This is a genomic window from Pseudomonas tumuqii (genome assembly GCF_013184545.1).
In the GTDB taxonomy this organism is placed as follows: Bacteria; Pseudomonadota; Gammaproteobacteria; order Pseudomonadales; family Pseudomonadaceae; genus Aquipseudomonas; species Aquipseudomonas tumuqii.
In genome coordinates, this window is sequence record NZ_JAAOJA010000008.1 from 225,158 (window position 1) to 241,121 (window position 15,964).

A 15,964-nucleotide genomic window follows, 5' to 3' on the forward strand; every position below is an offset into this window, starting at 1 on the left:
AATGCCAGCATGCCCTGCCAATAGACTTGGCCTTTTTCCTGCGGATACAAGCTGTTACTGTACCGGACAAGAAGCCCAAAAGCCGCTCCGGATCGGATCTTTCACTTGATACGTCCCCTCCTCTTGCTAATCCTCAGTTTGGTCATCGGCTTTCCCGCGTGGGCGACCGTCAGCGAAAGCCACGGCTATGCGCAATTTGGTGCGCTCATGTACCCGGCCAACTTTACCCATTTCGACTGGGTCAATCCCGAGGCCCCGAAAGGCGGCACGATGCGCTTCATGGGCACGGGCACCTTCGACACCCTCAATACCTACACCTTCAAGGGCACCAGCCCGATTTCCACCGCCAACTTCCTCCAATACGGCGTCACCGGGCTGAACGAACCGCTGATGGCCGGCACCGGCTCTTACGACCCCTCCGGCGATGAGCCGACCTCCAGCTACGGCCTTATCGCCAAGTCGGTCGAGTACAGCGAGGATCGCAGCTGGGTGGTGTTCAATCTGCGCCCGCAAGCGCAATTCCATGACGGCAAGCCGATCACCGCCTATGACGTGGCGTTTTCCTATCGGCTGCTGCTCAGAGAGGGCCACCCGCAGTACCGAACCAGCCTGCAGGAAGTGCAGCGGGTCGACATCCTCAATCGCCACCGCATCCGCTTCGTGTTCAAGCGCTCGGGCAACCCACTGCTGATTCTGCGCCTGGGCGAATTGCCGGTACTGCCGCAGCATTACTGGAAGGATCGCGACTTCAAGGCCACCACCTTCGAACCGCCGCTGGGCAGTGGCCCTTACCGCATCTCCCAGGTCAACCCGGGGCGCAGCCTGACCTTCGAGCGGGTGAAGAATTGGTGGGGCGAGAAACTGCCGGTCAATCGCGGAAAATACAACTTCGATCGGGTCGAGGTGGAGTTCTACCGCGACAGCCATGTTGCCTTCGAAGCCTTCAAGGCCGGTGAGTTCGACTTCTATATCGAGCAACAAGCGAAGAACTGGGCCAATGGCTACCGTTTCCCGGCGGTAGCGCGTGGCGAGGTGATCCGTGCCGAGATCCCGCACCAGATCCCCACGCAGACCCAGGCCCTGTTCATGAACAGTAGGCGCACGGCTTTCGCCGAGCGCAAGGTACGTGAAGCCCTGGGGCTGATGTTCGATTTCGAGTGGACCAACCGTGCACTGTTCAACAGCGCCTATGTGCGCGCCCAGAGCTATTACCCAAACAGCGAGTTCTCTGCCACGGGCACACCCGAAGGCGCCGAATGGCTGCTGCTTTCGCCCTATCGCAAGCAACTGCCGAAACGCTTGTTCAGCGAACCCTTTACCGTGCCGCAAACCGATGGCCGCGGCATTCCCCGGGAAACCTTACGCCGCGCCCTCGGTCTATTGGCCGAGGCCGGCTGGAAACCGTCCGGCGAGTATCTGCTGAACGCCAAGGGCCAGCCGCTGCAGTTCGAGATTCTGCTGGTCAATCCAAACCTCGAGCGAATCCTCCAACCGTTCACCGAGAACCTTGCCAGCATCGGCATTCAGGCCAATCTGCGCACTGTCGATCGTGCGCAATACAAACAGCGCCTGGATCAATTCGATTTCGACATGATTTTGCTGACCCTGCCACAAACCCTCAGTCCGGGCCTGGAGCAATCGTTGTACTTCCACTCCAGCCAGGCAACGATCAAAGGCGGCAAGAACTATGCCGGTGTAAACCATCCCGTGGTCGACGCCCTACTCGACAAACTGTTGTCGGCGCAAACCCGCGATGAGCAAATCGCCGCCACCCGCGCACTCGATCGAGTGCTGCTGTGGCAGCACTACACCATCCCGAATTGGTACATCAACTATCACCGCCTGGCCTACCGCAACCGGTTTGCCTTCGTCACCACGCCGCCCTATACCCTGGGCCTGCGTACCTGGTGGCTGAAACCCACGGAGAATGCCCGATGACGCCGCCTCTGCGCTCATTTCTACTGCACGGCAGCACCATCGCGCTGCTCGCCCTGGCCGGCTTGACCCAGGCCGCCGGCAAGCACGCCCTGACCCTGTATGACGAACCCGCCAAATACCCGGCCAATTACCAGCATTTCGACTATGTGAACCCCGACGCCCCGAAGGGCGGTACCTTGCGCCAGGCCGGCTTTGGCGGTTTTGACAGTCTTAATCCCTTTATCAACAAAGGGGTCGCGGCCGATGATATCGGCATGATTTATGACACCCTGACTCGCCACGGCCTGGATGAACCCTTCACCGAATACGGCCTGCTCGCGGAAAAAATCGAGAAAGCCCCGGACAACACCTGGGTGCGTTTCTACCTGCGCCCCGAGGCACGCTTCCACGACGGTCAGGCGGTCACCGCCGAAGATGTCAAGTTCACCTTCGAAACCCTGATGACCCATGGGGCGCCCACATACCGCGGCTACTATGCCGATGTCGAACGGGTCGAAGTCGAAGGCCCGCGCCAGGTCCGCTTTATCTTCAAGCATGCGGGCAACCGCGAACTGCCGCTGATTCTCGGACAACTGCCGGTACTGCCCAAGCACTGGTGGGCCGAACGCGACTTCAGCAAGGGCAATCTGGAAATTCCGCTGGGCAGCGGCCCCTACAAGGTTACCGAAGTCAAAGCCGGGCGTTCGATTCGCTATGAGCGGGTCAAGGACTGGTGGGGCAAGGATCTGCCGGTCAACCGCGGTTTCTACAACTTCGACACCATGCAGCTCGACTACTACCGCGACAACACCGTGGCCCTCGAAGCCTTGAAAGCCGGGCAATTTGACTATTGGCTGGAAACCAGCGCGAAAAACTGGGCCACCGCCTACGACAGCCCCGCCGTCGCCAGTGGCCAACTGATCAAGGAAGAGATCGACAACCACAATCCCACCGGCATGCAGGGCTTCGTCTTCAACACCCGCCGCCCCCTGTTCCAGGACAAACGGGTGCGCGAGGCGCTGGGCCTGCTGTTTGATTTCGAATGGACCAACCGCCAGCTGTTCAATGGTGCCTATACCCGCACCCGCAGTTATTTCGACAACTCCGAACTGGCCTCCAGCGGCCTGCCCGAAACCGACGAGTTGAAGCTCCTCGAACCGCTGCGCGAGAAGATTCCCCCCGCGGTGTTTACCGATGAATTCCGCGTTCCCGTCACCGACGGCAGTGGCATCATCCGTGAACAGCAGCGGCGCGCCTACCAACTGCTGCAGGAAGCCGGCTGGCGCATCGAAGGCGACCAGATGCTCGACGCCGAAGGCAAACCGGTCAGTTTCGAGTTTCTCCTCGCGCAAACCGAATTCGAGCGTGTACTGCTGCCGTTCAAGCGCAACCTGGCCGATCTCGGCATGGAACTGGTGATTCGCCGGGTCGATGTCTCGCAGTACATCAACCGCCTGCGCTCTCGGGATTTCGACCTGATCGTGGGTGGCTTCGGCCAGTCCAACTCGCCGGGTAACGAGCAGCGCGAGTACTGGCACTCGAGCAGCGCCGACAACCCCGGCAGCCGCAACTTCATCGGCCTGAAAGACCCGGCCATCGACCAACTGGTCGAAGGCCTGATCAACGCCAACTCCCGGCAGAGTCTGGTCGCCCACACCCGGGCCCTCGACCGGGTGCTACTGTGGGGCCATTACGTCATCCCCAACTGGCACATCAAGACCTGGCGCGTGGCCTACTGGAACCGCTTCGAGCACCCGAAAGTCACCCCAAAATACGACATCGGCCTGAACACCTGGTGGGCTCGCCCGCAACAGGAACCCGCCGCCACGGACAACGCCGCAGCGGCGAGCACGGAGCAATAAGATGCTGGCGTATATCTTCCGTCGCCTGTTGCTGATCATTCCCACGCTGTTCGGCATTCTGCTGATCAACTTCATCATCATCCAGGCCGCCCCAGGCGGGCCGGTGGAACAGATGATCGCCAAGCTGGAAGGCTTCGAGGGCGCCACCAGCCGCATCGCCGGCGGCGGTGCCGAAGTCGCCGTGGCCGGTTCCAACTATCGCGGTGCCCAGGGCCTCGACCCGGAACTGATCGCCGAGATAGAACGCCTGTACGGCTTCGACAAGCCGGCCCCCGAACGCTTCTGGATCATGCTGAAAAACTATGTCCAGTTCGACTTTGGCGAGAGCTTTTTCCGCGATGCCAAGGTGATCGACCTGATCATCGAGAAGATGCCCGTGTCGATCTCCCTGGGGCTGTGGAGCACCCTGATCATGTACCTGGTCTCCATCCCGCTGGGCATCGCCAAGGCCACCCGCCACGGCAGCGCCTTCGACGTCTGGACCAGCTCGGCGATCATCGTCGGCTATGCGATTCCGGCCTTCCTCTTCGCCATTCTGCTGATCGTGGTATTCGCCGGCGGCAGCTACCTCGACTGGTTCCCACTACGCGGGCTGACGTCGAACAACTTCGACGAACTCAGCCTCGGCGGCAAGATCCTCGACTATTTCTGGCACCTGGCGCTGCCCGTGACCGCCCTGGTGATCGGCAACTTCGCGACCCTTACCCTGCTGACCAAGAACAGCTTCCTCGACGAGATCAACAAGCAATATGTGACCACCGCCAGAGCCAAGGGCCTGAGCAGCAATCGCGTGCTCTACGGCCACGTGTTCCGCAACGCCATGCTGATCATCATCGCCGGCTTCCCCTCGGCCTTCATCGGCATCTTCTTCACCGGCTCATTGCTGATCGAGGTGATCTTTTCCCTCGACGGCCTTGGTCTGATGAGCTTCGAGGCGGCCATCAACCGCGACTACCCGGTGGTTTTCGGCACCCTGTTCGTCTTCACCCTATTGGGATTGGCCGTGAAATTGATCGGTGACATCACCTATACCCTGGTCGATCCGCGGATCGACTTCGAAAGCCGGGAGGGTTGAGATGACGCTCTCTCCACTCAATCAGCGCCGCCTGCAACGCTTCAAGGCGCACAAGCGCGGCTGGTGGTCGCTATGGATCTTCCTCGCCCTGTTCGGCCTGAGTCTCGGCGCCGAACTGATCGCCAACGACAAACCCTTGGCCGTGCGCTATGACGGCGAGTGGTATTTCCCGGTGCTCAAGCGTTACCCGGAAACCACTTTCGGCGGCGAGTTCCCTTTGCAAGCCAACTACAAGAGCCCCTACATCCAGGAACTGATCGAACAGAAAGACGGCTGGATGCTCTGGCCGCTGATCCCCTTCAGCTACTCCAGCATCAATTACGAACTGCAGGTACCCGCCCCGGCACCGCCTTCCGCCGACAATTGGCTGGGCACCGACGACCAGGGCCGCGATGTCATGGCCCGGGTGATCTACGGCTTCCGCATCTCGGTGCTCTTCGCCCTGATCCTGACCATCCTCAGTTCGATCATCGGCGTGTTCGCCGGCGCCTTGCAGGGTTTCTATGGCGGCTGGGTCGACCTGGTCGGGCAACGCTTCCTGGAGATCTGGTCGGGCCTGCCGGTGCTCTACCTGCTGATCATTCTCGCCAGCTTCGTGCAACCGAACTTCTGGTGGCTGCTGGGCATCATGCTGCTGTTCTCCTGGATGAGCCTGGTCGACGTGGTGCGCGCCGAGTTCCTTCGCGGGCGCAACCTGGAGTACGTGCGCGCCGCGCGGGCCCTGGGCATGCAGAACGGCGCCATCATGTTCAATCACATCCTGCCCAATGCCATGGTCTCGACCATGACCTTCATGCCCTTCATTCTCACCGGCGCCATCGGCACCCTGACCGCGCTGGACTTCCTCGGCTTCGGCCTGCCGCCGGGCGCGCCTTCGCTGGGCGAACTGGTCGCCCAGGGCAAGTCCAACCTGCAGGCGCCCTGGCTCGGTATCAGCGCCTTTAGCGTGCTGGCGCTGATGCTCAGCCTGCTGGTATTTATCGGCGAAGCGGCACGCGATGCCTTCGATCCGAGGAAATAAGATGAACCGTTCCGATACCCTTATCGAAGTACGCGACCTGGCCGTCGAATTCGTCAATGGCGACTCCAGGCAACGCGTGGTCGAAGGCGTCAGCTTCGATATCCACCGCGGCGAGACCCTGGCCCTGGTCGGTGAAAGCGGCTCAGGCAAGTCGGTCACCGCCCACTCGATCCTGCGCCTGCTGCCCTACCCCTTGGCCCAGCATCCGAGCGGTACTATTCACTATGCCGGCCAAGACCTGCTCAAGCTCAGCGAAAACAAACTGCGCGGCATCCGTGGCAACCGCATTGCCATGGTGTTCCAGGAGCCCATGACCTCGCTGAACCCGCTGCACAGCATCGAGAAACAGATCAATGAAGTGCTGGCCCTGCATAAAGGGCTGTCCGGCAAGGCCGCCACTGCGCGAACCCTGGAACTGCTCGGGCTGGTCGGCATCCCCGAACCGCACAAGCGCCTCAAGGCCTACCCCCATGAACTCTCCGGCGGCCAACGCCAGCGGGTGATGATCGCCATGGCCCTGGCCAACGAGCCGGAGCTGCTGATCGCCGATGAGCCGACCACCGCGCTGGATGTCACCGTACAGCTGAAAATCCTCGAACTGCTCAAGGATCTGCAGGCGCGCCTGGGCATGGCGCTGTTGCTGATCAGCCACGATCTCAACCTGGTTCGACGAATTGCCCATCACGTATGTGTCATGCAGCAGGGAAAGATCGTCGAACAAGCGTCGTGTGAACAGCTGTTCCATGCGCCGCAGCATCCCTATACCCAGGAACTGCTCGGTGCCGAGCCTCGCGGCGAGCCAGTGGCCAACCCTGCCGGCGCACCGCTGCTGGAAGTCGACGATCTGCGCGTGTGGTTCCCGATCAAGAAGGGACTGCTGCGCCGTACCGTCGATTATGTGAAAGCGGTGGATGGCATCAATTTCAGCCTGCCCCAGGGCCAAACCCTGGGTATCGTTGGCGAAAGCGGTTCCGGCAAGTCCACCCTGGGTCTGGCAATCCTGCGCTTGATCGGCAGTCAGGGCGCCATTCGCTTTCAGGGCCAGGCACTGGATGGCTTGACCCAGCACCAGGTTCGTCCGTTGCGGCGGCAGATGCAGGTGGTCTTTCAGGACCCCTTCGGCAGCCTGAGCCCGCGCATGACGGTGGGCATGATTGTCGGCGAGGGCCTGCGCATTCACCGTATGGGCACGGCGGCGGAACAGGAACAGGCGATCATCGACGCACTTTTGGAGGTAGACCTGGACCCGGATACCCGGCACCGCTACCCCCACGAGTTTTCCGGAGGGCAACGGCAGCGGATTGCCATTGCCCGCGCACTGGTGCTGAAACCGGCGCTGATACTGTTGGACGAGCCGACTTCGGCGCTCGACCGTACCGTTCAGCGTCAAGTAGTGGAGTTGCTGCGTTCATTGCAGGCCAAGTACAACCTGACTTACCTGTTCATCAGCCACGATTTGGCGGTGGTCCGCGCTATCAGCCACCACCTGATAGTGGTCAAGGAGGGTCAGGCAGTCGAACAAGGCTCGGCAGCCGCGATTTTTGCCGCGCCACAGCATATTTATACCCAGCAGTTGCTCGAAGCCGCCTTATTGGCTCCGGGCACTGCTGACTAAATCCTTAAAGCAGGAAGAGGAAGAGCACACATGGGTTTTCTAAGCGGTAAGCGCGTACTGATCGTTGGCGTTGCCAGCAAACTGTCCATCGCCTCGGGCATCGCCGCGGCCATGCACCGCGAGGGTGCCGAACTGGCCTTCACTTATCAGAACGAAAAACTCAAGGGTCGCGTCGAGGAATTTGCCGCCGGCTGGGGCTCAGGTCCCGAGCTGTGCTTTCCCTGCGACGTCGCCAGCGACGAGGAAATCGCCGCGGCATTCGAAGCCCTGGGCAAGCAATGGGATGGCCTGGACTGCATCGTTCACTCGGTCGGTTTCGCCCCCGGCGACCAACTCAATGGCGACTTCACCGACGTCACCACCCGTGAAGGCTTTCGCATCGCTCACGACATCAGCGCCTACAGCTTCGTCGCCCTGGCCAAGGCCGGCCGCGAAATGATGAAAGGCCGCAACGGCAGCCTGCTCACCCTCTCCTACCTGGGCGCCGAACGCACCATGCCCAACTACAACGTCATGGGCATGGCCAAGGCCAGCCTGGAAGCCGGCGTCCGCTACCTGGCCGGCAGCCTCGGCCCGGAAGGCACCCGGGTCAACGCCATCTCCGCCGGCCCAATCCGCACGCTCGCCGCGTCGGGGATCAAGAGCTTCCGCAAGATGCTTGCCGCCAACGAGAAGCAGACCCCGCTGCGTCGCAACGTGACCATTGAAGAAGTCGGCAACGCCGGCGCCTTCCTCTGCTCCGACCTGGCCTCGGGCGTCAGCGGCGAAATCATGTATGTCGACGGTGGCTTCAACACCACCGCCATGGGCGCCATGGAAGATTGATTGCCACGCCATGAGCAATAACAAGGCCGCTTATCCAGACCGGGTGAAAACCTAGCAAACTGATCGGTGGTTGAAGAAAATGCCCGCATCGAAAGATACGGGCATTTTTCGTTATGGCATGCAGCCAGGGCGAGGCGCGAGGCCAGCCCCGCCTGTTAGCGGTTGCGCTGGACGACTCTACTGCCGACGACCTCCTGGTTCGGCTGATCGATGCCTATGGGGCTCGACTGCACCTCAAGGTGCTCGGTGCGCGCCAATGGGCGAGTTGATGGATTGAAGAGTCTGTTTCGCCTTTCGTCCACCCAAAAGCAAACGCCCCGAACCAGTCGGGGCGTTTGCCTGGCCCTGCATCAGGGCGTTTTCAGTGCAGCAGTCCACCAGTCCCTATGCAGGACCTGGCCATGATCGTCAGTGCCTAACGCTGCAGGCTTTCGACGCCCCCCACGCGAACCTCACGGGCAAAGTGGTCGCGGGTCAGCTTGACCACCACCGGGCTGAGCAGCAACAGGGACAACAGGTTGGGGATTGCCATCAGGCCGTTGAGGGTGTCCGCGACCAGCCAGGCGAAATCCAGCTGGGCGACAGCGCCGAACGGCACAGCCAAAACCCAGAGGATGCGGAATGGCAGGATGGCCTTGGTGCCGACCATGAATTCCCAGCACTTTTCGCCGAAATAGCTCCAGCCGAGGATGGTGGTGAAGGCGAATACCACCAGGGCAATGGTCAGGATATAACCACCGACACCCGGCATGGCCGACTCGAAGGCTGCCGCCGAGAGTGCCGCACCGCTGAGACCACTGGTCCAGACGCCGGAGCAGATGATTGCCAGGCCGGTCAGGCTGCAGATGACAATGGTGTCGATAAAGGTGCCGAGCATGCCGATCATGCCCGAGCGCACCGAACTGGTGGTGGTACCGGCCGCCTGGGCGATACCGGCAGTGCCGAGGCCAGCTTCGTTGGAGAAGATACCGCGCGCCACACCGAAGCGAATTGCCGCCATTACTGCCGCGCCAGCGAAACCACCAGTGGCGGCAACCGGGGTGAAGGCATAGGTGAAGATCATCTCGAAGGCGGCGGGGATCTGTGCGGCGTTGACCACCAGCACCACGATGGCGGCGATGATATAGGCCACGCACATGAAGGGAACCAGGGTAGCGGCGACCTTACCGATACGCTGGATACCACCGAGGATGACCATCCCGACGATGAGCATGGTGACCAGACCGGTCAGCCACAGCGGTACGGCGAAAGTCGCTTCGAGGGCCGCGGCCATGCTGTTGACCTGAACCATGTTGCCAATGCCGAAGCCGGCGAAGCCGCCGAAGATGGCGAACGCAGTACCCAGCCACAGCCACTTCTTGCCCAGGCCGTTCTTGATCGCGTACATCGGCCCGCCGACGTGCTCGCCGCGCTCGTCCTTCTCGCGGTAATGCACCGCCAGCACCACTTCAGCGTACTTGGTGGCCATGCCGACCAGGGCGGTGCACCACATCCAGAACAGCGCGCCGGGGCCACCGAGGAAAATCGCGGTGGCAACGCCGGCGATATTGCCGGTTCCGACAGTGGCGGCCAGGCAGGTCATCAAAGCCTGGAACGGGGTGATCTCGCCGCTTTCGGCGTCGCCTTTCTTGCGGCCTTGCCACATCAGTTTGAAACCGGCGCCGATCTTGCTCAGCGGCATGAATTTCAGGCGCAGCATCAGGAACAGGCCGGTGCCGAGGATCATCACCAGCATCGGTGGGCCCCAGACGAGACCATTGAGTTGATTGACCAAACTGTTGAGGGATTCCATCTAAGGTTCCTTATTCTTGTAGTAGTCGCGAGGTTGGGTACCCATCGCATGCTCGACCGCCGGGTAGGCAGCGTGACGCCATCAGCTGCACATCCAGCAAGGGCCAACGCGGGGAAACGTTCGGTCTTGCTGGAGCGGGCGCCAGTATATGAAGAGACGCGCAGTCTATTTCACTATTTAGAAGACAATGCTCAGCTGTAATTACCGTTAGAAGCCGAATAAACCAGATATAACTAGCCAGGTATCGCTAAGTCACCGCACATTCAACGATTATCTCCGCATCTCGATCGCCAGCGAACATGTAACGCGCCCCGAAGCGACTAGAAATCGCGCCGGTAGAACAGGTCCAGAGAACTGGCCAGGCCGCTGGCAGCCTCGAGGTAGAGGCGTTTGCTCAGTTCATAGCGCAACGCGATGGTGTTCGCCGGCTCGAACACGCCGACCCCGTAACGCAAGCTCAGGCGCTCCGACAGGCTGCCGCTGGCCACCACGCTGGTGCTCGCTCCGCTGCCTTCGGTGTCCAACTGGAAATCCTTGATGCCCAATCCCTGGGCCAGCCCGCCGGTCAAGGACGCGCTTCCGGCCAACCCCATGGCGAGCGCCGCCTGAGCCAGCAGGTTGTTGTCGCCACTGCTCTGCGCCAACGGCCGGCCGAGCACCAGGTAGGACAGCGCCTGCTGCTGGCTCATGGCCGGCTCGGAAAACACCTCGCTGGTGGGCTGTTCGGCATTGCCACTCAGGCGCAGGCCGGCGACGACCGAATCGACCCGGCGAATCGCCTCGACATCCAGGTAGGGCTGATCGATAGGTCCGGCGAACAGCAAACGCGCACGGCGGATGGTCAGGCGCTGGCCATAGGCACGATAACGGCCATTGTTCAGGCTCAACTCGCCGCGGGTGTCGAGGTCATCGCCGACGTGCACGCGTCCGGCCAGATCTGCGTTGAGGCCGAAGCCACTGAAACTCAGGCGCTCCTGCCCCACCTCTACATCGATGTCCATGGCGATCGCCACCGGCTGCCGCTCAACGCTTTCACGGCCGACAATCACCGCATCGTCGGAAACCTTGACCGTCGAAGGCGGCAACTCGCGGATGACGATCTTGCCGCGCGGGATCAGCACCTTGCCGGCTATCGACAACTGCTCGGCAGCGATGCGCAGGGTCAAATCCGGCTCGACCTGCAGCTCGGCATAGGGCTCGATGTCGACCGGCAGATGACTACCACGCAGGCGCAACTCACCCAATAGTCCGGCACGCCAGGATAGCTCGCCGGCCAGGCTGGCCTGGCCCCGCTCGCCACTGCGCCAGCCGCCGCTGAGCTGCAGGCTTTCCCCGGCAATCCGCGCGTCCATCTGCAACGCCTCGACCGCCATGGGCAATTGACCGCCGGACAGCTGGCCCTCGCGGAGCTGCAGGCGACCATCGACCTGCGGCGCCAGCAAGCTGCCGGACAGGTTGCCACTGCCGTCGAGCCGGCCTGCCAGATGCTCGACCATCGGCAGGAACGGCTGCGCCAGCGCCAGGTCCACGCCGCTCAGGCGAAAATCGCCGGCCAGCGTCTTGTTCGCCGGCCGCGGGTCGAGGCGCGCCTGCAGCAACAGCTGGCCGATTTTCGGCCCGCGCAGATCCAGCCGGGTATCGATTCGCTGCGGGCTCAGTTGGCTCTCCAGGTGCAGCTTGGCATAGGCGAAGTCCAGCCATTGGCCCCGATCGCGAATACGCCAGGTGCCGCTGCCAGCATCCAGCACGACCCGGCCGCTCGGCCCCGTCGCCGGCAAGTCGAGCTGCACCTCGGCATTCAACAGGCCTTGCCAGGCGAAGTCGCTGGGCAGCCATGGCGCCAGGCTGTCGAGGGGAAAGTCACTGAGGCGATAGCGCAACCGGGGCTCGGGCAGCAGTCGTTGATCCTCGCCGCACAGGCTGGCCGCGCCGGAACGCCAGCAGTGCGCCGCCAGGCTGAGCTGACCGTTGGCCAGGCGCACCAGGCCGGCAGGCTGCTGCAAACGCCAATCCTGACCGCCGCTCTGTACCTCGCCGCTGTTCAGGTGCCCGCGCCAGGCGCCTTGCTCCCAGCGGCCAGCGAATGCCAGGGCGCTCTGCAGCAAGGGCCCAGCGAGCTTGAGCTGCAGTCGCTGCTGGCGCCGATCACCCTGGCCGCTGGCCGTCAAGCGGCCCAGCTCGGTTTCACCCAGGACAATGCCCTGGGCGTCCAGTTCGACCCGTGCTTGCTGGGCACTATCGAGCGCCGCATCGAGTTGCAGGCGCTGCAGACGCTGGTCGATGTAGGCCAGGCGCTGTCCCTGCAGGCTCAGCTGGCCTTGTGGCGCCTGCAGGGTGCCCGCCAGGTCGAGCTGGCCCTGGAGCTGCCCCTGCAAGTGCGGCCAGAGTTGGCCCAGGCGCGGCAGGTTGACGCGCAACTGTCCGCTCAGGCGTCGATTCAGCTCGCCACTGCCGTCGATGCGATTGTCGCCCAGGCGCAGATCCAGACGCTGCAGCGCCCAGTGCTCGCCGCTGCCGGTGGCCTCGGCCTGGAACTGCGCCGGCTGGCCACGCAAACGGCCATTGAGGTCGATCTGGGCATTCAGGCTCAACTGCTGATCGCTCAGCTCGCCCTGGCTGTGCAGCGGCCCGCCCAGGGTGCCCGGCAATTCCGCCAGCCAGTAGGCCGGATCGAGGTCGTGCAGTTGCAAACGCGCATCCCAGCGCAGGCCGTCGGCAAAGCCCAGGGTCAGTTGGCCATCGGCCCGCCCCTGACCGGCACGCAATTGCAGATCGGGCAGGTGCAGCTGCTGCAAATCGCCACTGAGCGGACTCTCCAGGCTGAACGCCCCGGCCGGACCATCCAGCGCGGCGGCGAAATGGCCCAGGTAGTTGCCGTCGCGATAGGCCAGCTCACCGCTGAGCCGGCGCAATGCCACTGGCGGTTGCGTCACATTGGGATACAGGCGGTGCCAGGGAAAGTCCTGCCAGTCGAAACGGCTGTCCAGGCCGAACCCTTCGCGCCAGTCCAGCTGGCCACTGAGGCTCAGCTGCTGCTCGGCACTGGCACTCAGACTCAAGGCGGCAATCTCGGCGCCGTCAGCCTTCAGCAGCCCTTGCAGGGCCAGCGCCAGTGGCCCGCCCTCGCCCGGCAACTCGGCGGTGCCGCTGACCTGGTAGCCGTCGGCCAGATCGCCGCTGGCCGTCAGTTCAATCTTGTTCAGGCGCATGGTATCCGGCAGCTCGCTGCTGGCCTTGAAGCCATCGGCATGCAACTGCAGGCTGGCCGGGAGATTATCCGCCAGCGGCTGCACAGCGCCGTGCAGACGCCCATTGAGGTAGCCCATGCTATCGGCTGTCACCTGCAGGCTCTGCTGCACATCACCGACAATCTGTATGGCAAGCTGCCAGTCCTGTTGCTCGGGCGCCGCTAGCTGCAGCTTGCCGGCGAGACTCAAAGGCCAGTCACCGCGGGGAAGCAATTGGCCGCTCAGATCCAGGGCAAAGTCGCCGCGCTGGAGGCGCAGGCTGTCGATCTGCACGCCCGCACGGGTCCAGCGCGCCGCCAGTTGCAGGCCTTGCAACTGTTCAGCACCATTGAGTTGCAGGCTGCCGATGTGCACCTCGCCCAGTTGCACAGCCAATGGCAGCTGCAGCTGCGGCAAGCGCAATGGCGTGTCGCCTGCCTCATCTTCGCCAGGCGGCAGGCGCAACTCGATGCGCGCGATCTGCAGCCGCTCGACACACAGGGTCAGGCGCACCAGACACAGCGGCGACCAGGCCACCTCGGCGTGGCGAACGTCCACCAGGCGCTCGCCTTGCTGCCAGCGCAGCTGCTCGGCGCGCCACTGCCCGCCCAACTGGCCGTTGAAATGACTCACCTGCAAACCCGGCACCCGGGCCAGCGCCCAGCGGCTGCCGGCAGTGCTGGCGAGCGTCCAGGTCAGTGCCAGCACCAGCAGCAACAGGACGCCTAGCAGACCACAGAGGCCGTACTTCAGCCCGCGCCTCACAGCTCCGGCCCCATGGAGAAATGCACCCGCACGCCGCCCTGGTCATCCAGCGGATGAGCCAGGTCGAGGCGCAGCGGACCGACCGGCGAAACCCAGCGCAGGCCGATACCGACGGCGCTTTTCAAGGAGGGGAAGTCCAGCGAGTTGAAGCTGTTGCCCTGGTCGACAAAGGTCGCCACGCGCCAGCGCTCGGCCACGCTGTACTGATACTCGGCGCTGGCGGCGAACAGATAGTGGCCGCCGATTTTATCGCCCTGGGAATTTTCCGGTGACAGGCTCTGGTAGTCGTAACCGCGCACGCTCTGATCGCCGCCGGCGAAGAAGCGCAATGACGGCGGTACCGCGGAGAAACCGCCGGACTCGGTGCCGCCGAACTGCACCCGGCCGAGCACGCGATGCTTGTCCGCCAGGGTGGTCAAGCCTTTGAGCAAGACATTGCCATGCACCACGTCGGCATCGGAGAGCAAGCCGCGCTTGGCCGCCGACAGATCGAATTGCAGGCGATAGCCATGACTCGGATCGACCTGATTGTCGCTGTGTAGATACGCGTAGCTGATGCCGGGCATCAGCAAGGTGCTCAACCCGGAGTCGTCGCCGAGTTTGTACTGCTCATGCTGCCACTTCAGCGAGATGACCCGTTGCCAGCCACTGTCCAGCTTGCTGTGCCACTCCGGGCCCACAGTCAGCAAACGGCTGAGGCTGTCGGTGTCGGCCAGCTCTTGATATTGGTAACCGCCGGCGTAGCGCAGCTTGTCGGTCAGGGGGGGATCGCCGGGCACGTCGTACCACAGGCCGACGTTGTGCCGCGGTGCCGACAACTCCATCTCGGCGCCGTAACTGTGGCCTTGCGGGTTGGCCCAATGGCGTGTCCAGTTGGCCCGACCACGGGGGCCGACGTCGGTGGAAAAACCCAGCCCCAGGCCCATGCTGCGTGGCGTGCGGGTGTGCAACTGGACTCTGACCGGAATCCGCTGCTGCTCGGCGGCACTCGGGTTGGCATCGACGCTCACCGTCTCGAAATAACCACTGGAGCGTAGCGCCTGGTACAACTCGGCGATCAGCTCGGAATCATAGGGCGTGTCGGCGGTAAACGGCACCATGCGTTGCAGCAGTTGCGCCTCGAAGGGTGCATCGCCCTCGAAGCTCACGGCGCCCAGCTGATAGCGCGGGCCACTGGCATAGATCAGTTCGATGTCGGCGACCCCGGCCCGCGGGTCGATACTCAGGCGTTGCCGGGTGAAGCGCCCGGCGAAAAAACCATAACGCGAGGACTGGTTCTGGATCTGTCGCTTGGCCGCTTCGTAGCGGCCGTGATTGAGTACTGCGCCGGCTTTGAGCCGGGCATCACTGGGCAGACGAAACGCGCGCAACTGGTCGGCCGGTCCGTCGATGCGCAGGGTCACCTCACGTAACCTGACCGGCTCGCCGGGAACGATACGGATGGTCAGGCGCAATGGGTCGCCTTCGCTGACCTCGCTGACGATCTGCGCCTGGTAGTAACCCAGGGCCTGCGCGGCTTTCTCTGCCTGCGCTTCGGCCACTCGGCGATAACGCTGCAAGGCGTCGAGGTCGCGCTCGCCCAGGCTACCGATATAGCTTTCCACGTTCTCCTTGAGCGCGGCATTGGCAGGCTGCACCCGAACCACCAGGCGCGCCTCGGCCACTACCGACGCGCTCAGCAGGAACAGCGCCAATCCGGCGCAAAATGTGGGAAAGGTTCTCATGAACGCGATGCTAGCACGTGGCGCGCCGCAGCCTAGAGCGCCTGGCCGTGTTCTCACCGACTATGCAGTTAGGCTTTATTGCGGCACTCCAGCCCCTCGGGTGGGCTGATTCAGCCCACCCGAGGGAACGCCAGTCTGCAC

The 15,964-nt window shown here is 62.9% G+C and carries 9 protein-coding genes; 6 read left to right on the top strand and 3 right to left on the bottom strand.

Annotation, left to right across the window (positions count from 1 at the left end; translation table 11 throughout):
• Positions 1-108 precede the first annotated feature (108 nt).
• From G9C89_RS16180 to fabI, 6 genes are read left to right on the top strand one after another with little or no spacing between them, the layout of a single operon-like run.
• Positions 109-1,938, top strand: coding sequence for an extracellular solute-binding protein (locus G9C89_RS16180; RefSeq protein ID WP_172149884.1), 1,830 nt, complete (start codon positions 109-111; stop codon positions 1,936-1,938).
• Positions 1,935-3,779: an extracellular solute-binding protein gene (locus G9C89_RS16185; RefSeq protein ID WP_172149811.1), complete on the top strand. Its 1,845-nt coding sequence runs from the start codon at positions 1,935-1,937 to the stop codon at positions 3,777-3,779. Before G9C89_RS16180 ends, G9C89_RS16185 begins: the two co-directional genes overlap by 4 nt.
• Before the next feature lies 1 nt (position 3,780).
• A complete protein-coding gene (locus G9C89_RS16190; protein ID WP_172149813.1) occupies positions 3,781-4,854 on the top strand; it encodes a microcin C ABC transporter permease YejB in 1,074 nt (357 codons plus the stop codon).
• Position 4,855: 1 nt separating this feature from the next.
• Positions 4,856-5,875, top strand: a complete 1,020-nt coding sequence (locus G9C89_RS16195) for an ABC transporter permease (RefSeq protein WP_172149815.1) — start codon at positions 4,856-4,858, stop codon at positions 5,873-5,875.
• Position 5,876: 1 nt separating this feature from the next.
• Complete coding sequence (locus G9C89_RS16200) at positions 5,877-7,490, top strand: ABC transporter ATP-binding protein (RefSeq protein ID WP_172149817.1); 1,614 nt, start codon at positions 5,877-5,879, stop codon at positions 7,488-7,490.
• 30 nt (positions 7,491-7,520) lie between these two features.
• Complete coding sequence (gene fabI, locus G9C89_RS16205; RefSeq protein WP_090500632.1) at positions 7,521-8,315, top strand: enoyl-ACP reductase FabI; 795 nt, start codon at positions 7,521-7,523, stop codon at positions 8,313-8,315.
• Positions 8,316-8,730: 415 nt separating this feature from the next.
• Here the strand turns inward: fabI and G9C89_RS16210 are convergent, their stop codons facing one another.
• From G9C89_RS16210 to G9C89_RS16220, 3 genes are all read right to left on the bottom strand, one after another.
• Positions 8,731-10,107, bottom strand: a complete 1,377-nt coding sequence (locus G9C89_RS16210) for an alanine/glycine:cation symporter family protein (RefSeq protein WP_172149819.1) — start codon at positions 10,105-10,107, stop codon at positions 8,731-8,733.
• Between the two features lie 320 nt (positions 10,108-10,427).
• Positions 10,428-14,099, bottom strand: coding sequence for a translocation/assembly module TamB domain-containing protein (locus tag G9C89_RS16215; RefSeq protein WP_172149821.1), 3,672 nt, complete (start codon positions 14,097-14,099; stop codon positions 10,428-10,430).
• Positions 14,096-15,823, bottom strand: a complete 1,728-nt coding sequence (locus G9C89_RS16220) for an autotransporter assembly complex protein TamA (protein ID WP_172149823.1) — start codon at positions 15,821-15,823, stop codon at positions 14,096-14,098. Before G9C89_RS16220 ends, G9C89_RS16215 begins: the two co-directional genes overlap by 4 nt.
• Positions 15,824-15,964 lie beyond the last annotated feature (141 nt).

What these genes read in the sequence shown, in the direction of transcription:
- G9C89_RS16185 (WP_172149811.1), top strand. Translation starts at nt 1,935, where the DNA reads ATGACGCCGCCTCTGCGCTCATTTCTACTGCACGGCAGCACCATCGCG.
- G9C89_RS16190 (WP_172149813.1), top strand. Translation starts at nt 3,781, where the DNA reads ATGCTGGCGTATATCTTCCGTCGCCTGTTGCTGATCATTCCCACGCTG.
- G9C89_RS16195 (WP_172149815.1), top strand. Translation starts at nt 4,856, where the DNA reads ATGACGCTCTCTCCACTCAATCAGCGCCGCCTGCAACGCTTCAAGGCG.
- G9C89_RS16200 (WP_172149817.1), top strand. Translation starts at nt 5,877, where the DNA reads ATGAACCGTTCCGATACCCTTATCGAAGTACGCGACCTGGCCGTCGAA.
- fabI (WP_090500632.1), top strand. Translation starts at nt 7,521, where the DNA reads ATGGGTTTTCTAAGCGGTAAGCGCGTACTGATCGTTGGCGTTGCCAGC.
- G9C89_RS16210 (WP_172149819.1), bottom strand. Translation starts at nt 10,107, where the DNA reads ATGGAATCCCTCAACAGTTTGGTCAATCAACTCAATGGTCTCGTCTGG.
- G9C89_RS16220 (WP_172149823.1), bottom strand. Translation starts at nt 15,823, where the DNA reads ATGAGAACCTTTCCCACATTTTGCGCCGGATTGGCGCTGTTCCTGCTG.